General features: G+C 55.1%; 19 protein-coding genes and 1 tRNA gene. 10 read left to right on the top strand and 10 right to left on the bottom strand.

The window, feature by feature from the left end; genetic code table 11:
• Positions 1–81 precede the first annotated feature (81 nt).
• Positions 82–462, bottom strand: coding sequence for a fluoride efflux transporter CrcB (crcB, locus tag C8275_RS12140; protein WP_022385547.1), 381 nt, complete (start codon positions 460–462; stop codon positions 82–84).
• 88 nt (positions 463–550) lie between these two features.
• Here crcB and C8275_RS12145 point away from each other — a divergent pair, with 88 nt between their 5' ends.
• Entirely contained in the window at positions 551–994 is a 444-nt protein-coding gene (locus C8275_RS12145) for a DUF1573 domain-containing protein (RefSeq protein WP_157948265.1), read from the top strand.
• Here C8275_RS12145 and C8275_RS12150 read toward each other — a convergent pair.
• Positions 964–1,875, bottom strand: coding sequence for an NAD(P)-dependent oxidoreductase (locus tag C8275_RS12150; protein ID WP_106625347.1), 912 nt, complete (start codon positions 1,873–1,875; stop codon positions 964–966). The genes C8275_RS12145 and C8275_RS12150 overlap by 31 nt on opposite strands.
• A gap of 97 nt (positions 1,876–1,972) precedes the next feature.
• Between C8275_RS12150 and C8275_RS12155 the strand changes: the two genes are divergently transcribed.
• Positions 1,973–2,455: a hypothetical protein gene (locus C8275_RS12155; RefSeq protein WP_106625348.1), complete on the top strand. Its 483-nt coding sequence runs from the start codon at positions 1,973–1,975 to the stop codon at positions 2,453–2,455.
• Positions 2,456–3,145: 690 nt separating this feature from the next.
• Positions 3,146–3,658 carry a hypothetical protein gene (locus C8275_RS12160; protein WP_106625349.1) on the top strand — a complete coding sequence of 171 codons (513 nt, stop codon included), beginning with the start codon at positions 3,146–3,148 and terminating at the stop codon, positions 3,656–3,658.
• A gap of 62 nt (positions 3,659–3,720) precedes the next feature.
• Here C8275_RS12160 and C8275_RS12165 read toward each other — a convergent pair.
• The 4 genes from C8275_RS12165 to C8275_RS12180 form a co-directional block, all read right to left on the bottom strand.
• Positions 3,721–3,794 (bottom strand) — tRNA-Ala (locus C8275_RS12165).
• Positions 3,795–3,847: 53 nt separating this feature from the next.
• Entirely contained in the window at positions 3,848–4,213 is a 366-nt protein-coding gene (locus C8275_RS12170; RefSeq protein ID WP_106625350.1) for a hypothetical protein, read from the bottom strand.
• Between the two features lie 10 nt (positions 4,214–4,223).
• The gene (locus C8275_RS12175; RefSeq protein ID WP_022385553.1) at positions 4,224–4,928 is read right to left on the bottom strand and encodes an SAM-dependent methyltransferase; all 705 of its coding nucleotides are present in this window, start codon (positions 4,926–4,928) and stop codon (positions 4,224–4,226) included.
• 105 nt (positions 4,929–5,033) lie between these two features.
• Positions 5,034–5,891: an enoyl-ACP reductase gene (locus tag C8275_RS12180; protein WP_022385554.1), complete on the bottom strand. Its 858-nt coding sequence runs from the start codon at positions 5,889–5,891 to the stop codon at positions 5,034–5,036.
• 196 nt (positions 5,892–6,087) lie between these two features.
• Between C8275_RS12180 and C8275_RS12185 the strand changes: the two genes are divergently transcribed.
• From C8275_RS12185 to C8275_RS12205, 5 genes are all read left to right on the top strand, one after another.
• A complete protein-coding gene (locus tag C8275_RS12185) occupies positions 6,088–7,689 on the top strand; it encodes a glycoside hydrolase family 28 protein (RefSeq protein WP_106625351.1) in 1,602 nt (533 codons plus the stop codon).
• Positions 7,690–7,753: 64 nt separating this feature from the next.
• Complete coding sequence (locus C8275_RS12190; RefSeq protein WP_106625352.1) at positions 7,754–9,001, top strand: DUF4861 domain-containing protein; 1,248 nt, start codon at positions 7,754–7,756, stop codon at positions 8,999–9,001.
• Positions 9,002–9,006: 5 nt separating this feature from the next.
• Complete coding sequence (locus tag C8275_RS12195) at positions 9,007–10,683, top strand: glycoside hydrolase 43 family protein (protein ID WP_106625353.1); 1,677 nt, start codon at positions 9,007–9,009, stop codon at positions 10,681–10,683.
• A 257-nt stretch (positions 10,684–10,940) separates the two neighbouring features.
• Positions 10,941–12,716: an hMGL-like protein gene (locus C8275_RS12200; RefSeq protein WP_022385558.1), complete on the top strand. Its 1,776-nt coding sequence runs from the start codon at positions 10,941–10,943 to the stop codon at positions 12,714–12,716.
• Positions 12,717–12,842: 126 nt separating this feature from the next.
• Positions 12,843–13,928, top strand: a complete 1,086-nt coding sequence (locus C8275_RS12205) for a glycerate kinase (RefSeq protein WP_106625354.1) — start codon at positions 12,843–12,845, stop codon at positions 13,926–13,928.
• A gap of 17 nt (positions 13,929–13,945) precedes the next feature.
• Here the strand turns inward: C8275_RS12205 and C8275_RS12210 are convergent, their stop codons facing one another.
• Genes C8275_RS12210 through radA form a run of 3 tightly spaced genes read right to left on the bottom strand, consistent with a single transcriptional unit; the run spans position 13,946 to position 17,556 of the window.
• Entirely contained in the window at positions 13,946–14,533 is a 588-nt protein-coding gene (locus C8275_RS12210) for a LuxR C-terminal-related transcriptional regulator (RefSeq protein WP_022385560.1), read from the bottom strand.
• 10 nt (positions 14,534–14,543) lie between these two features.
• Positions 14,544–16,139: an NAD(P)/FAD-dependent oxidoreductase gene (locus C8275_RS12215; RefSeq protein ID WP_106625355.1), complete on the bottom strand. Its 1,596-nt coding sequence runs from the start codon at positions 16,137–16,139 to the stop codon at positions 14,544–14,546.
• A gap of 40 nt (positions 16,140–16,179) precedes the next feature.
• Positions 16,180–17,556 carry a DNA repair protein RadA gene (gene radA / locus C8275_RS12220; RefSeq protein WP_106625827.1) on the bottom strand — a complete coding sequence of 459 codons (1,377 nt, stop codon included), beginning with the start codon at positions 17,554–17,556 and terminating at the stop codon, positions 16,180–16,182.
• A 134-nt stretch (positions 17,557–17,690) separates the two neighbouring features.
• Between radA and C8275_RS12225 the strand changes: the two genes are divergently transcribed.
• A complete protein-coding gene (locus C8275_RS12225; RefSeq protein ID WP_106625356.1) occupies positions 17,691–18,332 on the top strand; it encodes an HAD-IA family hydrolase in 642 nt (213 codons plus the stop codon).
• Positions 18,333–18,337: 5 nt separating this feature from the next.
• Here the strand turns inward: C8275_RS12225 and C8275_RS12230 are convergent, their stop codons facing one another.
• Positions 18,338–19,144 carry an RNA methyltransferase gene (locus C8275_RS12230; protein ID WP_106625357.1) on the bottom strand — a complete coding sequence of 269 codons (807 nt, stop codon included), beginning with the start codon at positions 19,142–19,144 and terminating at the stop codon, positions 18,338–18,340.
• A gap of 121 nt (positions 19,145–19,265) precedes the next feature.
• Between C8275_RS12230 and C8275_RS12235 the strand changes: the two genes are divergently transcribed.
• Positions 19,266–20,300: an alcohol dehydrogenase gene (locus C8275_RS12235; RefSeq protein ID WP_022385565.1), complete on the top strand. Its 1,035-nt coding sequence runs from the start codon at positions 19,266–19,268 to the stop codon at positions 20,298–20,300.
• Positions 20,301–20,532 lie beyond the last annotated feature (232 nt).

Here is a 20,532-nt window from a genome sequence, read left to right on the forward strand (position 1 = left end):
GCCGTGTGTTTTTCATAGTATTAGATTTAAGGTTAACAAAAGGTTGGGTCAAAGCGTTGACCCTTTTTTCATGCCCGTCGGTCAACCCCATGCCTTCACCAACGCATAGCCAGCCCACACTGCCAGGAGTCCGAGCAACAGGCTGAACGCCGCATAAAGCGCCATCCACAGAAACTGTTCCCCCTTCAACAACTGGAGATTCTCATTCATGAACGTGGAAAACGTGGTGAACCCGCCACATACGCCGACCGTCAGAAACAGACGCAAGTCGGGATGCAGGATGTGTCCCCGCTCAAAACAGCCGTAGAACAATCCGATGGCAAGGCATCCCAGGATATTCACCACGAAAGTCCCGAGCGGAAACGGATGGTGAATGTACTGCTTGGCAAGTCCGGACAACAGGAAGCGCAAGCCTCCACCCACAAAGCTTCCCAGTCCGACAACTATCAAAGAACGTATCATAGATTCCATTTGCTTTTTTACCGGGCGCAAAGGTAGCAAATCCTCCTTTATTTATAACTTTGCCCGAACTCCATTTACCGTCAGCCTTATGAACCTGCGCAAGATTCTCCTGCTCCTGTTCCTTTCTGCCGGCATCTTCCTGCATGCCCAGGTGAGGTTCGACCGGACGACGTATGACCTGGGCAACTGTCCGGAAGACACCGTCCGCCTTCCCCGGTGCGAGTTTACGTTCACCAACCTGAGCAAACGTGCCGTCAGCATTGCGGAAGTGAAGACGAGCTGCGGCTGCCTGAAGGCCTCGTTCGACCGACGCCCCGTGCAGCCGGGAAAGACCGGACGCGTCGTCCTCACTTTTGACCCACAGGGACATCCGGGCAACTTCCTCCGCAAGGTCACCGTCTACTTCAGCCAACAGCCTCTCCCCTGCATCTTACAGATAAAAGGGAACGTCCGCCCGGCGTCCCGACCTCGGAGAAGCATTTTCCCAGCGCCTCCCCTTCCTCATCGCAACTCGCCCGTGCTTCTCAAGTAGGTCTCGATGTTGGCAAGTGCCTTTTGCGACAGCCTGCCGACGCTCTGTATGGACTTCCCTGCCACCACCGGGGTGTACATGACCTGCGGACAGCCCGCCAGCTCATCAGCCAACGTCCCCATCCCTGTCCCGTCGCAGAAATAGAAACTGTTGTCGTTGGACTTCAGCCATGCTTTCAAAGCCGCCACATCGAACGTCGCCCCGATGGAGGTATTCATCAGGATGCGGTTATTCCCCATCAGGCGGAACTCCTCCTCGCCCAGCAAAAAGGTATTCCGCGGAAGGCACGTGCATACGATATCCGACTGCCGCAACAGGTCATGCAACGGATAATAAGTGATGCCGGCAGCTTCAGCATCCGGCTTGCGCGTCCGGCTGTAGTACCCCACTTCAGCCCCCAGAAAACGGAAGGCGTCTGCCAGCATACGTCCGGTACGTCCCAGTCCAATGATGCCCAATCGCTGACGGGTCAGCTCATATTTGTCCGCTTTCCACTGACGGTCTCCGAAGCCATGCAGGAAACGCACCAGTTCGCTGACAGCATATTCCACTACACCCTCATCGCCGTAATCCTTCACACCCACGACCGTTATGCCCTTCCGGCGAGCTTCCACCACATCGACATTGCATGCCTTCTCATCATAGAGGGTGCAGCACATACCGATATACCGGATATTCGGACAGGCATCCAGCACACATTTACGAATCGGACTTTTGAAAGAAACCAACACGGCGTCGGCATCGCCTATCCGACGGATAATCTCGGCGTCATCCACCGGACGCTCGTTGTACAACTCCACCTGCACGGCATAGTCAGAAAGCTTCTTCAAGGCTTCCGCGCTCAGCAAGGTGTCTTCGATAGCTACAAGTTTCTGAAACATATCTTCTCTGAATTACTCTAAAATTAGTTACAAAGATAGCCTTTGGGAAGAAATTAAATGATACATTCGCGAAAGATTTCAAAACAGCAACTACATTATGAACGAACAACCTCAACTCAACGAACACAACAAGCAAGAATTTCCTCCTGCACACACAGCAGAGCATATCCTCAACCAGACCATGGTACGCATGTTCGGCTGCGAACGTTCCCGACATACACACATTGAACGCAAAAAGAGCAAGCTGGATTATCCGCTCCCGACCTGTCCCACCGCCGAACAGGTAGCAGAGATTGAAAGACGGGTTAACGATGTCATCGCCCAACACCTCCCGGTGACCATGGAATACATGCCTCAGGAAGAGGCAGCCCGACGTTATGACCTGGGGAAGTTGCCCGAAGATGCCAGTCCGACGTTGCGCATCGTCCGTGTGGGCGACTACGATGCCTGCCCCTGCATCGGCACGCATGTGACGAACACGGCAGAAATAGGCCGTTTCCGCATCAGCAGCACCCGTTATGCCGACGGCATGTTCCGCATTGTCTTCCGGCTTGACTTACCTGAACAGGGAGAGGCGTAATCCGTCCTCAGCTGCCGGGTTTCATGGCGGTATACCGGAAGACGATAAGAAAGCTATTTCCGGATTTTGCTTGACAGAATCTCCCCAACAGCCGTTTTCTGCTAACTCACCTTTGATAAGATTCCGGTAATCTAGCGGACAATTGCAAAGGAATGCAAACAAAAATACGCAAAAGCACCTTCCATTTTAGAAAACTATACATTTCATTTTCGGAATATGGACAAAACGTGCCCGGAACAATATTGTTTCGCGAGCCAAACAATATAGTTTGAGGCGTCAAACAATATAGTTTCACCCGCCAAACACTATTGTTTCGTGCCCGGAAGTCAAATGTTTGGAAAATGGAAGAGAAGAATTTCGAGTTTCGTTCTCCAGAAGGTGAGCGGTGTCAACAAATCGGAAGGTATCATCAGGCATGTAGAATGGTGCCTCAAGGAATCGTTGTGAAGGAGCACGCATCCATGATGTGTCACAATCATGTGACAGGAAGCCAATCTGCATCAATGTGTATTTTGCGAATCGCCTGAGAAGGGCCTCGGAATCCACCAGACTGTATTTTGGTGCGAGGAAAGGCACTGTGGAGACCTTCGTTTGACATTTTGACAGAAGGAATGGAACGGCAGAAGTAATCCGTGCTTTGTGGGAGGTGTCGCCTTTCCCGAAGAACAAGAAACAAACTAGTATACCCTTATGCTCTCACTGGATATCAGACTTTCAAAGGCACAAGTAATGGCAATAGCCGACCAACTCCATCACGACGAAGGTGGTATTGAGGCCATGCTTATTCAAATGAAACAAACGGACCATCCTCGTGTGGCTTATAATGCAGCGTGGGTGCTGTCCCATTTATCCAAGGAGGACAAAAGGATTTATCTTCTTCCGCACTACGGGGAACTGGTTGCTCTGGCAACCTCCACAGCACTTTGTTTCCGCCGTGGGCTGCTGCTGGCTGTTCTCGCAGACTTCCCGACGGATGAAGTGAACGGTAAATTACTGGATTTTTGTCTTCTACATCTGACTGACCCCAAAGAAAGCGACAGCGCACGTCCTGCCATGATTAAACTTGCCGCCAGGATGTGTAAACCTTATCCTGAATTGTGCAAGGAACTGATGTTGCATTTGGACATGATGCCGCAAGATTCATCTCCCAGCATCGCGGCTGCGAAGAGAAACGCCTTGAAGAGGATTCAAAGAGGGTGGTGAGGTCGCAGAGCCGTATAAAGCAACAGAGGAACTTCATTACTGAAGTTCCTCTGTTGCTTTCGTGGAGCGTACGAGACTCGAACTCGTCACCTCGACACTGCCAGTGTCGCGCTCTAGCCAGATGAGCTAACGCCCCTCCTTTGTTTTTGCGGTGCAAAGATACGTATATTCTTGAAAGGAGCAAATGCTTTATCTTCTTTTTTTGAATTCCTCCATTCTTTTTTTACGTGCCTCCTCACGCTTCTCTTCCCGTTTCTTCCCGATATACCAACCAATGGCTGATGCGATGAAAGAGATTCCGGCATAGCCTATCACGTAATGCCAGTCGGAGGGATGATAGTATATATATAAGGTAGGAACAAACAGGGCTACAAGAATGAGCGGGAACCACCAGCCATACGGACGTACCGCTCCATACGAATAGGAACAGATAAAACAGATGATGGGATTGATGGTCGTCGGGAACCAATCGGCTACGGTCTCCACACTGCAGAACAAGGGGAACACATAAAAGCCGATAACAGCAATAATCAGGTAAGTAATCAGTTCTCTCATGGGGATTGTGTCATTTGTAAAGTAAGAATATGCAAGGGATTTTGTTCAGATCGGGCAACTTGCCCTTCCAGTCCCTGATGCTGCGGGTACGGATATACTCCCCTTCACACGTCAGGTTGGCGGCAATGCACAGCCGGGTCTGCGGACGGCAGGTCTTCAGTATATCTTCCAGCATCTTATGGTTCCGGTAGGGAGTCTCAATGAACAGCTGGGTCTGGTCTTCCGAATAGATACGTTGTTCCAGCTGCTTTAAGGCTTTTGCACGTTCACCCGCCTCTATGGGCAGATAACCATGAAAGGCAAAACTTTGTCCGTTGAATCCTGAACCCATTACGGAAAGGATGATGGACGAAGGTCCTACCAGGGGAACGACTTTCAAGCCCTTCCGCTGGGCAATGGCAACCACGTCGGCACCCGGGTCGGCAACTGCCGGACATCCGGCTTCCGAGATGACCCCCATGGACTGCCCTTCTTCCAACGGCTTCAAATAGCCGGAAAGGGCTTCGGCAGACGTATGCTTGTTCAGCGGATAAAAAGTCAAGCTGTCTATGTCGATGGACGGGTCCACCTTTTTCAGGAAACGACGTGCCGAACGGACGTCTTCCACAATGAAATGCCTGATGTGAGGGATGATGGCACAGTTGCGTGCAGGCAACACCGCATCGACCGGGGTGTCACCCAGCGTAACCGGGAGCAGATAGAGGGCTGTATCCATGATGTTTGAAACAGATGATTGATGGATGTAATAAGAAAAAGAACGCATGCCGCTCCGTCATACGTCGGGAAGCAGGCTCTGCGTTCTCAAAAAGTGGTAGGGGGATTATCCGTAGATAATCTTTCCGTTTTCGTCCTTGTATTCGTCAAGACCCTTCTCGTAGGTAGCCATGGCACGCAAGCTCATGCCGACGCTGGAGAATCCGCCATCGTGATACAGGTTCTGCATGGTCACCTTCTTGGTCAGGTCAGAGAACATCACGATGCAGTAGTCTGCACACTCGGCAGCCGAAGCGTTGCCCAGAGGAGACATACGATTGGCGAAGTCGTAGAGTTTGTCCATTCCCTTCACACCCTGACCGGCCGTTGTCATCGTCGGAGACTGGGAGATGGTGTTCACGCGGACACGGCTCTCGCGTCCGTAGATATAACCGAAGCTGCGAGCGATGGACTCCAACAGCGCCTTGGCGTCTGCCATGTCGTTGTAACCGTAGAAGGTACGTTGGGCTGCCACGTAGCTCAAGGCAACGATGGAGCCTTCTTCAGCAATGGCATCCAACTTCTTTGCCACCTGAATCATCTTATGGAATGAAACGGCTGAAATATCAAGAGTCGTTGACAACATGTTATAGTCCAAGTCATCGTAAGTACGTTTCTTACGGACGTTGGGAGACATACCGATGGAGTGGAGCACGAAGTCAATTTTTCCACCCAACACTTCAACCGAGCGCTTGAACACATTCTCCAGGTCTTCCACACTGGTTGCATCGGCGGGGATCACTTCACAGTTGAGTTTCTCAGACAGAGCTGAAACTTGTCCCATGCGTACAGCTACGGGTGTATTCGATAAGGTAATCGTCGCACCCTCTTCCACGGCTCTTTCAGCTACCTTCCATGCGATGGACTGTTCGTTGAGGGCACCGAATATGATACCTCTTTTTCCTTTCAGTAAGTTATAACTCATAAGTCAAAAATTGATTAATTCGGCGCAAAGATACAATGAATATCTAAGATTTGCCGCAAAATGTATGTTTAAAAGCATAAAATAGAAGCATTTTACCGTCCATTTCCGCCAGACGGATGTCATTTTTATGGAATATATTATTACCTTTGCCTGCACATAGGTTTTGGAAACTATTATTTAACTAACAAATCTCATAATGAACACACATTTTACGAAAGCGCTCGTGGTAGCCTTGGGGCTGGTCGTTCTTTCCTCTTGTCAGCCTGCTACTTCGACAACGTCCCAACAATCACAATCTACTACACTCATTGACGAAGGTGTCTATGCCGGTCTTCCGTTTGAAATGGAACATGTGAAGCAACCTTCTTTCCCCGACTACCAAGTCAACATTCTGGATTTCGGTGCCAAACCCGACGGCATCACCCTGAACACCGAAGCCATCAACAAGGCGATCCGTCAGGTGAACGAGAAAGGCGGAGGCCGCGTGGTCATTCCTGCCGGACTGTGGCTGACCGGACCGATTGAACTGCTGAGCAATGTCGACCTCCACCTGGAGTACAACGCCCTGGTGCTCTTCTCGGCAGACCATACCCTCTACCCCATCATCAGCACCTCCTTCGAGGGACTGGAGACCCGACGTTGCCAGTCGCCCATCTTCGCACGGGGAGCTGAAAACATAGCCATCACCGGTTACGGTACGTTCGACGGGAACGGCGATACGTGGCGTCCGGTGAAAAAAAGCAAGCTGACCGAAGGACAATGGAAAAAGCTCCTGGCTTCGGGAGGTGTGACGAACGAAAAAGGCGACGTGTGGTACCCCAGCGAGGGAGCACGAGACGGAGCCAAGGTCACCTCGGAATTCAACGTGCCTGACAGCGAGATTGTCAAGGCAAAAGGGGACACGCTGTGGGAATCCATCCGCGACTTTCTCCGTCCCGTGCTGTTGAGCTTCTCTGAGTGCAAGCAGGTCCTGCTCGAAGGCGTGACTTTCAAGAACTCACCCAGTTGGTGTCTGCACCCGTTGATGTGCGAGCACCTGACGGTCAACAACATCAGTGTTTCCAACCCATGGTATTCGCAAAACGGCGATGCTCTCGACATCGAGTCATGCACCAATGTGCTGGTGGTCAACTCAACCTTTGATGCCGGCGACGATGCCATCTGCATCAAGTCTGGAAAGAACGAGGAAGGACGCAAGCGCGGCATCCCCACCCAGAATGTCATTGTCTACAACAACACCGTCCTCCACGGACACGGTGGCTTCGTGGTGGGCAGCGAGATGTCCGGTGGCGTGAAAAACATCTATGTGGACAACTGTACCTTCCTGGGCACAGACGTCGGTCTGCGCTTCAAGAGTACCCGCGGACGCGGCGGTATCGTAGAAAACATCCACATCAACCGGGTGAACATGATTAACATCCCCGGTGAACCTGTCCTCTTCGACCTCTTCTACGGAGGTGCGTCCGTCAAAGACGAAGTGCCCCCCGTCAGCGAAGAGACACCGGTCTTCCGCAACATCTATATCAACGACGTGACTTGCAAGGGCGCCGGACGTGCCATCTTCTTCAACGGACTGCCTGAAATGCCTATCGAGAACATCAACCTGAAAGGCATTACCATCTCCGATGCTGCCGAAGGTGCCGTGCTGAGCCGTGCCAAGGGCGTGACCATCGACAACCTGAAGATTCAGACCAAGACTCCTTCACCCACCGTACGCCTGACCAACGTCTCTACCATCAAGGTCAACGGCGAAGAGGTTGCCGAAGTCGGAGACGAAGGCAAGGAGCTGAACTTCTGACCCATCGGTCCGCTACCGGTATTTTACTGATATGCAAGAACACAGATAAACCTAATTTGAATCTATGAAACCTTTTCCTATTCTACTGTTTGCCCTGGCTGCAGGCAATGCGACAGCCCTGGCACAAACCCGTCAGCAGACGCTGGAGGTGACGGTGGAAAACAACTGGACTTCTGCCAAGGAGGACGAACCGGTAGTCATCCGGCTTGCCGACGTGAATCCGGGGTTCGAGGTGCAGTCTGCCACTGTGTTCTGCGGGGAGAAAGAAATCCCTTCGCAGCTCGACGACCTCAACCGTGACACCGAAGCGGACGAACTGGCATTTGTAGCCGACATCCCCGCCCGTTCCAAACAGACGTTCCGGGTCATCCTGTCCGACCAGCCGTCTGAGAAGACCTACCCGGCACGCACCCATGCACAGATGCGTCTGAGCGACAAGAACCAGAAGTGTCCCCACATCAGCTATATCACCTTCGAAGGGACAGTCCCCGTGAAGCAATCCTACAGCGCCATGTATCACCACGGTCCGGCATTCGAGTCGGAACTCGTTGCTTTCCGTGCGTACATGGACAACCGCCAGTCCATCGACCTCTACGGGAAGAAATACCAACGCCTGGAGCTGGCAGAAACCAACTTCTACCCGAAGAAGGAACAGCTGGCAGCCGGCTATGGCGACGATGTGCTGTGGGCGGGTACCAGCATCGGCGTCGGCTCGTTCCGCGGATGGCTGGACAACAAGCTGCAGACCATCGACACGGTGGAGAGCCGCAGTGCCGGCGTACTGGCCTCCGGACCGGTGCGCTCCGTCGTGGAGTTCTTTGACCGCAACTGGCAGTATGGCGGACGGACGCTGAACATGACACAACGTTACACCCTGTACGCCGGACACCGGGACGTGCAGGTCGACATCCGTTTCAAGGAAGCGGACGCAAAGGATGCAACCTTCAGCACCGGCGTACAGAAGCTGGAACGCGACAATGTGGGATTCCTGCAAGCCGACGGACTGGCAGGTTCCTGGGGCAGCAACCTCGCCTACAAGAACGACACGGTCAACCACCCCCGGGAAACCGTCGGGCTGGGCATCTGCGTGCCCAAACGCTACGTGACCGCCCATCAGGAGGATGATGTGAACTACCTCTTCCAGATGGATACCGACGGAGGACGCGAACTGACCTACTACTTTACCTTCAACGCCCTGAAGGAAGACAAGGGATTCAAGGACAGCCCGAGCTGGTTCGCCTACTTGAAGGAGTGGCAGCAAGCACTGGCACAGCCCTGCAAAGTAACCATTCATTCACTCCATAACAACTAAATCTGATGAAACGAAAAACATTATTGGGAACGTTGTTGCTGGCAATCGCCTTACCGCTCGCCGCACAACAAGCCGAGCCTTACCGTTCACAGGTCTGGGTTTCCGACCAGGGGAACGGCACGTATAAGAACCCGGTGCTCTATGCCGACTATTCCGACCCGGATGCCTGCCGGGTGGGCGATGACTTCTACATGACTTCATCGAGCTTCAACTGTGTTCCGGGCCTCCAGATTCTCCATTCGAAGGACCTGGTCAACTGGACCATCATCGGCGCGGCAGTACCCTATGCCGTTCCGCCCGTAACCGACACGAAGCCCGAGCATGGCAACCGCATCTGGGCTCCCTGTATCCGCCACCACGACGGAGAGTTCTATATCTTCTGGGGCGACCCGGACCAAGGTGCCTTCATGGTGAAAGCCAAGGACCCGCGCGGTCCCTGGAGTGAACCTGTGCTGGTCAAACCGGGCATTGGTATCATCGACACGACTCCGCTGTGGGACGACGACGGCCGTGTCTACATGGCTCATGCCTACGCCGGCAGTCGCGCACAGCTCAAGAGTGTCATTGCCGTCTGCGAGCTGAACGCCGACGCGACCAAAGCCATCACCCCCTCACGTATCGTCTTTGACGGACACGAAGGACAAGGCACATGCGAAGGTCCGAAGTTCTACAAACGCAACGGATACTACTACATCTTCCATCCGGCAGGCGGCGTGCCGACAGGTTTCCAGACCGTGCAACGCTCCAAGAATGTCTATGGGCCCTACGAGAACCGCATCGTGCTGGCACAAGGCAAAAGCCCGGTCAACGGTCCTCACCAGGGTGCCTGGGTAGACACACCGACGGGAGAAGACTGGTTCCTCCACTTCCAGGACGTGGGTGCCTACGGACGTCTGGTCCACCTGCAACCGATGAAATGGGTCAACGACTGGCCGGTCATCGGCAACGATGAGGACGGCGATGGCTGTGGCGACCCGGTACTGACCTACCGCAAACCCAACGTCGGTCAGACTTATCCCATCTGTACCCCGCAAGAGAGCGATGAATTCGACGGACTGGTACTGGGTCCCCAATGGCAATGGCAAGCCAACTTCAACGAGAAATGGCTCTATTGCGCCGGTGACAAAGGTTACCTCCGCCTGTATTCCTATCCGGTGGGCGAAGACTACAAGAACCTGTGCGATGTCTCCAACATGCTGATGCAAAAGACCACCGGACCCTCCCAGACTGTCACGACCAAGATGACCTTCAAACCCATCGAGAAGTACAAAGGCGAACGCGTCGGTCTGACCGTGTTCGGCCGTGACTATGCCGCCCTCATCGTGGAGAACACCGACAACGGGCTGGTGCTGTCGCAAGTGGAATGCATGAAAGCCGACAAAGGCTCTGCCGAGAAAGTCAATGGCAAGGTGACACTGAAGGAAAACACCTTCTACCTGCGTGCCAGGATTTATGACACGGAGAAGAAAATCAAGGGCAGCGAGGGTGGACATGACCAGGTGGTGATGTGCGAATTCTCCTACAGCACCAACGGCAAGAAGTACCACTCATTGGGCAAGCCCTTCCAAGTGCGCGAAGGACAATGGATCGGTGCCAAGCACGGCATCTTCTGTGCCCGTCCGCATATCGTGACCAACGACGGCGGCTGGGTGGATGTTGACTGGTATCGCGTGACGAAATAATCAGTTTTGCTCTTTCAGGAGCTTCCCCATCAGGAGGGTACTTGTCGTGTTTCTCTTTGCAGGCAGGGCAAGTACCCTCTTTCCGTTACGAGTTGCTAAATGAACATTGCATTCGGCTACCCTGACGGGAGCAATTCTGACGTTTTTCCAAAATGAAGCCACCCATGCTAAAAATAATCCTCCTTTTTTGTGCTTAGTTTGAGATAATACTTATATTTGTCGAACAAAAAGTTAGAACGTTTAAAATCTATACCTCCATGAAAAAGCAGATAAAATTCAGTCTTGTCTACCGCGACATGTTCCAGTCATCTGGTAAATACCAACCGAGAATCGATCAGTTGGAACGGGTTGCCCCCCACATTGTAGATATGGGTTGCTTCGCCCGTGTTGAAACCAACGGCGGTGCATTCGAACAAGTCAACCTACTCTATGGGGAGAACCCCAACAAGGCCGTACGTGCTTTCACCAAACCGTTCAACGAAGCAGGTATCCAGACCCACATGCTCGACAGAGGTTTGAACGCTCTCCGTATGTATCCGGTTCCCGCCGACGTACGCCGGCTGATGTACAAGGTAAAAAAGGCGCAAGGCGTTGACATCACACGTATCTTCTGCGGATTGAATGAGGTGAGAAACATCATTCCTTCCATCAAATATGCGCTGGATGCCGGCATGATTCCTCAAGCCACCCTGTGTATCACAACCTCTCCGGTCCATACGGTAGACTATTACTGCAACATTGCCGACCAGCTCATTGCTGCCGGTGCTCCTGAAATCTGCTTGAAGGACATGGCAGGTATCGGTCAGCCCGCCATGTTGGGCGAACTGGTCCGCCGCATCAAAGAGAAACATCCCGACATCATCATCCAATATCACGGACACTCGGGTCCGGGCTTGTCGATGGCATCTATCCTGGAAGTGTGCAAGAACGGTGCCGACATCATCGATACTGCCATGGAACCGCTCTCGTGGGGTAAGGTTCACCCGGACATCATCTCCGTACAGTCCATGCTGAAGAATGCCGGATTCGACGTGCCTGAAATCAACATGAATGCCTACATGAAGGTGCGCAGCCTGACACAGGAGTTCATCGACGACTTCTTGGGATACTTCATGGACCCGACCAACAAGCACATGTCTTCCCTGTTGCTGGGTTGTGGATTGCCGGGCGGTATGATGGGCTCCATGATGGCGGACCTGAAAGGTGTTCACTCCGGTATCAACATGATTCTGAAAGGACAAGGCAAAGAACCGCTCAGCCTGGACGATCTGCTGGTCATGCTGTTCGACGAAGTGGCTTATGTATGGCCGAAGCTCGGCTATCCTCCCTTGGTAACACCGTTCAGCCAATATGTGAAGAACGTAGCCTTGATGAACGTCATGCAGCTGGTGAAGGGCGAAGAACGCTTCTCGATGATCGACAACCATACGTGGGACATGATTCTGGGCAAGAGCGGACGTCTGCCTGGAAAACTGGCTCCCGAAATCATCGAGCTGGCAAAAGCCAAAGGCTACGAGTTCACCGAGGAAGACCCGCAGAGCTACTATCCCGATGAACTGGACAAGTACCGCAAGGAAATGGACGAGAACGGATGGGAATATGGCGAAGACGACGAAGAGCTCTTCGAACTTGCCATGCACGACCGTCAGTACCGCGACTACAAGTCGGGTGTTGCCAAACAACGCTTCCTCGACGACCTGCAACGTGCCAAGGATGCAGCCATGGCAAAGAAAGGCTTCGACGAAGAGACCATCCGCAAGATGAAACGTGCCAAGGCAGACCCGATTGTGGCACCGCGCCGTGGACAAATCCTCTACGGAGTGAACTTCAACGGCGAAGTGATGGAACCGTTCGTCGGCAGAAAGTACCAGCATGACGAAGTGTTCTGCTCCATCTCAACTCCGTGGGGCGAGAACGAGGAAATCGTTACCGGCTTTACGGGACGTGTCGTTGAGGTCTGCGCCAAACAGGGACAGACGGTCAATGCCGGTGAGGTGATTGCCTACGTAGAGCGTTCGGAAATCTTCGCTTGATGACAACGGCCAGTCAGTAAGAATTGAACTCAATAAGTCGGAGGGTGTGTCAGAGTGATGAACTCAGAAGGACACACCCTCCTTTGTATAGATACACGCACCATATACCTTCTTTCTTCCCAACAGATGAAAATACTCCTTGCTCTTGATTCCTTCAAAGGCTGTCTCACCTCAGAAGAGGTAGAAGACACCCTCGCACACGCTTTGGCTGCACAAGGTATGGAAACCCGCAGCTTCCCCCTGTCCGATGGAGGAGAAGGGATGCTGGAAGCCTTCGTCGCGGCACTCCACGGACACATCGTCAGCACTTCCGTCCATGACTCTCTGATGCGCAGCATCGAAGCTCCTTACGGCATTACGTCCGACGGAACCACCATCATCGAGACGGCACGGGCATGCGGACTGACACTGCTGTCAGCTGAAGAACGCAATCCGCTGATTGCAACAAGTTATGGGGTGGGCGAACTGATTGCAGACGCACTGCATCGCGGTTGCCGCAAGTTCATCATCGGGCTGGGCGGCAGCGGAACCAGTGACGCCGGAAGGGGGATGCTCCGTGCCCTGGTCGACGCATTTGCCCAAGGTGGAACGATGGAAGAGGTGATTACACGTGACACGGCCGATTGCCGGTTTACCCTGGCATGCGATGTGCGCAATCCGCTGTATGGGAGAAACGGTGCCGCACACGTCTTCGCTCCGCAGAAGGGAGCAACTCCCGACATGGTAGAGGAACTGGACCGCCGGGCACGTCATTTTGCCGAAGAGTCGGCACGCCGGCTGGGGTGGGACATGTCTTCCCGTCCGGGTGCAGGGGCAGCCGGAGGATTGGGCTATGCCTTCATGCAGTATTTTCAGACGGATTCCCGTTCAGGAGCGGACTTGCTGCTCGATTTTATCGGGTTTGATGAGGCATTGCAAGGGGTTGACCTGGTCATTACCGGCGAAGGACATGCCGACCGACAGACACTGATGGGCAAACTTCCGGAACGTGTCCTGCAACGGGCGTTGGCACACGGTGTACCGGTCCGGTTGGTCGCCGGACGGGTGGACGACAAAGACATCCTGACCGCAGCAGGGTTTGCCGGAGTCGATGCCATCACGCCTGACGGCATGGATACAGAGGAAGCGGTCAAGCCCGAAGTCGCCCGGCAAAACATCCGGGAATGGGTACGGCGGGAATTGGACCCGGTCCATCTGTCGTCCCAACGATAAACCGGATGGCAGGGGATTCAGACGCGGTCCGCCTCGATATAGCCGTGCATCACGGCATAGATGGCGAGTCCGGAAACAGACTTGATGCCCAGCTTCTCGGTGATGTTCTTCCGATGGGAGATGACAGTGGTCAGACTGATGTTCAGCTTCTCGGCAATTTCCTTATTTATCAAACCCTTTGTAATCAGGATGAGTACCTCTATCTCACGGGGAGACAATTCCTGAGTCTCTTCTGCCGGTACATGGGAAGGATGCGGACGGGACATCCCGTGATGCCCTCTTTCACGCAACTGCAGGACATCCTGTACCAATTGGTCCTGCGGACGACAGACATTCAGTGTAGGCACGGGAAGGGATAAATCGCCGACTGAGAGCACAATGCTCTTGGGACGCCGTTCCAAGAAGAAAGGCGTATGTTCGAAGTAAATCTGGGAAGAGACGAAATAGTGCGCATACATGTCGGGGGTGTCATCCACCAGCTGGTTGAACGACGAGAACACCCGGATGACAGCCTCGGGCAGCATCTCCTCCAGGATGGTCCGCAAGCCCAGGGCTGCCAGGGTATTTTGTTCGATGATTGCTATTTCCGATATCGGGTGATGCATACGGCTGGAATCATTTGGTTGAATTCTGGTTCAAGTAGGCGGCTACTGCTTCGGCACACCGTTCGCCGTCAATACCTGCCGACACGATGCCGCCGGCATATCCGGCTCCTTCTCCGCAAGGGAACAGTCCCTGCACACGGACATGCTGGAGGGTGTCGTTGTCACGGAGGATGCGCACCGGAGACGACGTACGGGTCTCCATACCTATCATGACTGCCTCATTGGTCAGGAAGCCGTGTGAAGTACGTCCGAATGTCTCAAATCCCTGACGCAGGCGGGAGGTGATGAACTCCGGCATCCAGAAGTGCAGCGGGGAAGATATCAAACCGGGACTGTAGGAGGACCGGGGCAGGTCGTAGCTCAACTTCCGGTTCACAAAGTCCACCATGCGCTGTGCCGGAGCGGTCTGCCGCATGTTGCCCTGCAGCCAACACTGTTCCTCCAGCTGTTCCTGCAGTTCCAGCATGGACAGCGGCGTGTCGTGCAGAGGTCCGTGCACGGGCTTCAGCGTCGGGTCGTCCAAGTCTTCCGGACGGATTTCCACCACCATGCCCGAGTTGCTCCACTGCGAACCGCGGTTGGAAGGCGACATTCCGTTGACCACAATCTGGCGCGGACCGCTGGCTGCCGGCACCACAAAACCACCGGGACACATGCAGAAGCTGTATACGCCGCGACCGTCCGCCTGGGTGACAAAGCTGTACTCGGCAGCAGGCAGGTACTTTCCCCTTCCGTTCTTGTTATGGTATTGAATCTGGTCTATCAGCAGCGAGGGATGTTCCAAACGTACACCGATGGCAAGTCCCTTTGCCTCCACCTCTACCCCGTTGGCATAGAGCCAGCGATAGACGTCGCGTGCCGAATGTCCGGTAGCCAGGATGACAGGTCCCATGTATTCATGACCGTTCTGGGTACGGATGCCACGCACCCGCCCCTCCTCGATGAGCAGCTCGTCCATGCGCGTCTCAAACCACACTTCTCCGCCGCAACGCAGGATGGTGTTGCGCATCGCCTCGATGACGGCGGGCAGCTTGTCCGTTCCGATATGCGGATGTGCATCGGCAAGAATGGATGTGCTGGCTCCATGCTGGCAGAAGACGTTGAGTATCTTCTCCACATTGCCGCGCTTCTTGCTGCGTGTGTAGAGCTTGCCGTCGGAGTAAGCACCCGCCCCTCCTTCACCGAAGCTGTAGTTTGATTCGGGGTCCACCTTATGGTCGCGCGAGATGCGGGCAATGTCCTTCTTCCGTTCACGCACATCCTTGCCACGCTCCACCACGATGGGGCGCAGACCCAGCTCGATGAGACGCAGGGCAGCAAACAGCCCGCCCGGTCCGGCACCGACAACGACGACCTGCGGACATCCCTTCACCTCCGGATAATGTGTCGGCACGTACGCCTCATCCTGAGGCTGTTCGTTGATGTAACAACGCACCTTCAGGTTGACGTAGATGGTCCGCTGGCGGGCATCAATACTCCGCTTCAGGATACGCAATGCCGTGAGGGTACGTATGTCGATTTTCTTCTCACGCGCCACGTAGCGACGGATGTCGGCTTCACTGGTTGCCTGTCCGGGCAATATTCTCAATTGGTATTCTACAATCATAGTTCTTCAATTCTTCTAATTAGACACTTGACTTCTTCCGTCATCCGAAGAGGAAACGGAACGCTTCTTCCACCTTGCGCACCCCCACCAGCTCAATCTTCACCTTCGACGTGTCCAGTCCCTGCAGGTTGTGACGCGGGATGAGGATGGACTTGAAGCCCAGCTTCTCCGCCTCCGAGATGCGTTGCTCGATGCGGTTGACGGGACGGATCTCGCCCGACAGTCCCACTTCGCCTGCCATGCAGACCAGCGGTTCGATGTCGCTGTCCATGTTTGACGAGAGGATGGCACTGATGACTCCCAGGTCGATGGCGGGGTCGTTCACACGCAGTCCGCCGGCGATGTTGAGGAAGACATCCTTCTGCGCCAGCTTGAACCCGACCCGCTTCTCCAACACCGCCAGGAGCATGTTCATGCGACGGATGTCAAACCCGGTGGCTGAACGCTGGGGAGTCCCGTAGGCTGCCGTACTGACCAGCGCCTGGGTCTCGATGAGGAACGGACGTACCCCCTCGATGGCGCATGCGATGGCGACTCCGCTCATCCCTTCATGGTCGGCGGAAAGGAGGAGCTCGGAGGGATTGCTCACGGGGCGCAACCCGTCCTGCCGCATCTCGTAAATGCCCAGTTCGGCGGTACTGCCGAAGCGGTTCTTGATGCTACGCAGGATGCGGTACATGTAGTGCTGGTCGCCCTCAAACTGAAGGACGGCATCGACGATGTGCTCGAGCACCTTCGGACCGGCGATGCTGCCTTCCTTATTAATATGTCCGATGAGGATGACGGGGGTATTGGTCTCTTTGGCAAACTTCAGGATGGAGGCGGCGCACTCGCGGACCTGTGCCACACTGCCGGGCGACGACTCGACCAGTTCGGTGGAGATGGTCTGGATGGAGTCGATAATCACCAGCTCGGGCTGTACGTTCTTGATATGGGTAAAGATGTGTTCCAGCGACGTCTCGCAGACGATGAGACAGTCGGACGAATTATGACGGATGCGGTCGGCACGCAGCTTCAGCTGGCGGGCACTCTCCTCACCCGACACATAGAGGATGCGCCGTTCGGGCATGCGCAGGACGGTCTGCAACACCAGCGTCGACTTTCCGATGCCTGGCTCACCACCCAGCAACACCAGGGAGCCGGGCACCAGTCCGCCGCCCAACACCCGGTTGAGCTCATCGTCGTGCATGTCGATGCGCGGCTCTTCACTGCCGACGATGTCCGACAGGACCACCGGCTTGTTGCGCTTTCCTTCCGCCGATGCCGTGAAGGCTGTGCGGTGTGAAGCGGCAGGCTCCTTGCGCACCACCTCTTCCACAAATGTATTCCATGCACCACAAGAGGGACATTTGCCGACCCACTTGGGAGACTCCTGCCCGCAGTTGCTGCATACATAAACGGTCTTTTCCTTTGCCATATCTTTCTTTTCTCCGTCAGCTGCCTCCCGGTTCATGAGGCGACGCCTGGCGGATGTTTCGGTTCACTTTCTGCAAAGGTACAACATCAGATGCTAAAAAAAGCGATTACTTTTGCCGAAAAATCGAAAACGACATGAACTATTCGGCTTACTTATTCGACTTTGACTATACGCTGGCAGACTCCTCGACCGGCATTGTGAAATGTTTTCGCATCGTACTGGAACGACACGGCTTCCTTTCCGTCAGTGAGGAAGCCATCTGCCGCACCATCGGAAAGACCCTGGAAGAGTCGTTCGCCATCCTCACCGGCGAACACGATGCACAGACGCTGAAGGAGTGGCGGAGCGAATATACCACGGAAGCCAACCGGTACATGAACGCCAACACACGGCTTTACCCGGACACGCTGGACACCTTGAGGCGGCTCAAGGCTGACGGGGCACGCATCGGCATCATCTCCACCAAGTACCGGTACCGCATCCTGGACTTCTTCAGCGACAAGGTGGAACCGGACTTCATCGACCTCGTCGTCGGTGGGGAAGACGTGACACACGCCAAGCCACACCCCGAGGGACTGCTTGCCGCCATGGACCGACTGGGAGTAACCCCTTCCCAAGTGCTCTATGTGGGCGACAGCACGGTCGATGCCCTCACGGCACAAGCCGCAGGCACCGACTTTGCAGGAGTACTGACAGGCGCAACCACCCGTCAGGAGCTGGAAGCATATCCCCACACACGGCTCATGAACTCGCTGGCAGAGCTGGTGGAGCCGTGAGGCGGTCAACGGTCCGTCACCCGCAATTGCCAGAACGCCACGGCTGAGGCTGCCGCGACATTGAGCGAATCGACTCCGTGTGCCATCGGGATGCGCACGACATAGTCGGCTTCGGCAATTGCCTCGCGGGAGAGTCCGTCCCCTTCCGTCCCCATGACAATCGCCAGACGCTGCTCGGCAGCAAGGCATGGGTCATCCAGCGAGATGGAGTTGTCGGTCAGCGCCATCGCCGCCGTACGGAATCCCAACCGGTGAAGTTCGGAGGGGGAACCTTCGAGCCAGGTCCACGGCACCAGGAAGACAGAACCCATCGACACCCGGACTGCCCGTCGGTTGAGAGGGTCGCACGAGGAAGGGGTCAGCAGGACAGCATCCATCCCCAACGCGGCTGCCGAACGGAAAATCGCCCCGATGTTGGTCGTGTCGACTACCCCGTCGATGACCACCACCCGGCGTGCTCCCCGGCAGACTTCGTCCAGGCTGCGCGGTTGCGGACGACGCATGGCGCACAGCACGCCCCGCGTCAGTACATACCCCGTCAGCCGGGCCAGCAGCTCCCGTTCTCCCGTATAGACCGGGATGTCCCCGCAACGCGCCACAATGTCGGCGGCATCACCCGTCAGATGACGGCGCTCACAGAGCAATGCCAGCGGTTCGTAACCAGCCTCCAGCGCCACCCGGATGACTTTCGGGCTCTCAGCGATGAAGATGCCCTTGCCGGGCTCCAGACGGTTGCGCAGCTGCGCTTCGGTCAGTGTGCTGAACACGTCCACTCCGGGATGGTCCAACGTGTTTATCTCCAGTATCGGCATACGTTTCTTTCTTCCTGTTCAACATTCACGGGCGCAAATGTAGCTATTTTTCCTGCCCCTCCCTTCCGCCCGACGCAGGAAAGCACTACTTTTGTTCCATCAACCATCCTTTTACCCGCTCATGAAAGCATACACTTACATCGGACCGGGACGTTTCGGACTGACCGACAAGCCCCGTCCCACCCTGCTCCATCCACGCGACGCCATCGTGCGTGTGACCTGTAGCAGCATCTGTACCAGCGACCTGCACATCAAACATGGCAGCGTTCCCCGTGCCGTGCCCGGTATCACCGTAGGGCATGAGATGGTAGGTGTGGTCGAAGAGACCGGCACCGCCATCCACCACCTCCGCCCCGGCGACCGTGTGGCAGTCAATGTAGAGACATTCTGCGGCGAATGCTTCTTCTGCCGTCACGGCTATGTGAACAATTGTACCGACCCCGACGGGGGCTGGGCACTCGGATGCCGCATCGACGGCGGACAAGCGCCTTACGTCCGTGTCCCCTATGCCGACCAGGGGCTGACACCTATCCCTGACGGCGTGAGCGATGACGCGGCACTGTTTGTGGGCGATGTGCTTGCCACCGGTTTCTGGGCAGCCCGCATCTCGGACATCACGCCTGAAGACACGGTGCTCATTCTGGGTGCCGGACCGACGGGCATCTGCACCTTGCTCTGCGTACGGCTGAAGCATCCCCGGCGCATCATCGTCTGTGAGCCATCGCCCGAGCGGCTCCGCTTCGTCCGCGAACATTACCCCGACGTCCTCCTCACCACGCCCGAGAACTGCCGGGAGTTTGTTGCCGCACACAGCGAGCACGGAGGTGCCGACCGCGTGCTGGAAGTGGCAGGGACCGACACCACCTTCCGGATGGCATGGGAGTGTGCACGCCCCAACGCCATCGTGACCATCGTGGCACTCTATGACACGCCTCAGGTGCTCCCCCTCCCCGACATGTACGGCAAAAACCTTGTCTTCAAGACGGGTGGTGTGGACGGTTGCGACTGTGCGGAAACCTTGCGCCTGATAGCAGCCGGAGAGCTGGACACGACGCCACTCATCACACACCGTTTCCCGTTCAGCCGCATCGAAGAGGCATACCGGCTGTTCGAGAGCAAGGCGGACGGCGTCCTGAAAATAGCCATCGACATGTGAGAAGCCCTGGATAAGGTGTGAACTCAGAGACACGGGAACACAGCGTTTCGGGATGTACCCCGACAGACAATCCGTCTCGCTGTGTCTCTGTGTCCCGGGCTATCCGTATTGTTAATTAATTCAAACGCTCTCTCTTTTCAACGGCACAGAATATCCCCTCGCTCATTATATTACCTACATTTGCCGCCAGGAGAATTAATCATTATTCAGTGAAAGCAAGAGCTTTCAACAG

The organism is Bacteroides sp. Marseille-P3684, assembly GCF_900291465.1.
Lineage (GTDB): Bacteria > Bacteroidota > Bacteroidia > Bacteroidales > Bacteroidaceae > Phocaeicola_A.

Coding starts and splice junctions, on each gene's coding strand:
- C8275_RS12190 (WP_106625352.1), top strand. CDS start 7,754: ATGAAACCTTTTCCTATTCTACTGTTTGCCCTGGCTGCAGGCAATGCG.
- C8275_RS12175 (WP_022385553.1), bottom strand. CDS start 4,928: ATGGATACAGCCCTCTATCTGCTCCCGGTTACGCTGGGTGACACCCCG.
- C8275_RS12150 (WP_106625347.1), bottom strand. CDS start 1,875: ATGTTTCAGAAACTTGTAGCTATCGAAGACACCTTGCTGAGCGCGGAA.
- C8275_RS12185 (WP_106625351.1), top strand. CDS start 6,088: ATGAACACACATTTTACGAAAGCGCTCGTGGTAGCCTTGGGGCTGGTC.
- C8275_RS12200 (WP_022385558.1), top strand. CDS start 10,941: ATGAAAAAGCAGATAAAATTCAGTCTTGTCTACCGCGACATGTTCCAG.
- radA (WP_106625827.1), bottom strand. CDS start 17,556: ATGGCAAAGGAAAAGACCGTTTATGTATGCAGCAACTGCGGGCAGGAG.
- C8275_RS12205 (WP_106625354.1), top strand. CDS start 12,843: ATGAAAATACTCCTTGCTCTTGATTCCTTCAAAGGCTGTCTCACCTCA.
- C8275_RS12180 (WP_022385554.1), bottom strand. CDS start 5,891: ATGAGTTATAACTTACTGAAAGGAAAAAGAGGTATCATATTCGGTGCC.
- C8275_RS12235 (WP_022385565.1), top strand. CDS start 19,266: ATGAAAGCATACACTTACATCGGACCGGGACGTTTCGGACTGACCGAC.
- C8275_RS12170 (WP_106625350.1), bottom strand. CDS start 4,213: ATGAGAGAACTGATTACTTACCTGATTATTGCTGTTATCGGCTTTTAT.
- C8275_RS12225 (WP_106625356.1), top strand. CDS start 17,691: ATGAACTATTCGGCTTACTTATTCGACTTTGACTATACGCTGGCAGAC.
- C8275_RS12155 (WP_106625348.1), top strand. CDS start 1,973: ATGAACGAACAACCTCAACTCAACGAACACAACAAGCAAGAATTTCCT.
- crcB (WP_022385547.1), bottom strand. CDS start 462: ATGATACGTTCTTTGATAGTTGTCGGACTGGGAAGCTTTGTGGGTGGA.
- C8275_RS12230 (WP_106625357.1), bottom strand. CDS start 19,144: ATGCCGATACTGGAGATAAACACGTTGGACCATCCCGGAGTGGACGTG.
- C8275_RS12160 (WP_106625349.1), top strand. CDS start 3,146: ATGCTCTCACTGGATATCAGACTTTCAAAGGCACAAGTAATGGCAATA.
- C8275_RS12210 (WP_022385560.1), bottom strand. CDS start 14,533: ATGCATCACCCGATATCGGAAATAGCAATCATCGAACAAAATACCCTG.
- C8275_RS12215 (WP_106625355.1), bottom strand. CDS start 16,139: ATGATTGTAGAATACCAATTGAGAATATTGCCCGGACAGGCAACCAGT.
- C8275_RS12145 (WP_157948265.1), top strand. CDS start 551: ATGAACCTGCGCAAGATTCTCCTGCTCCTGTTCCTTTCTGCCGGCATC.
- C8275_RS12195 (WP_106625353.1), top strand. CDS start 9,007: ATGAAACGAAAAACATTATTGGGAACGTTGTTGCTGGCAATCGCCTTA.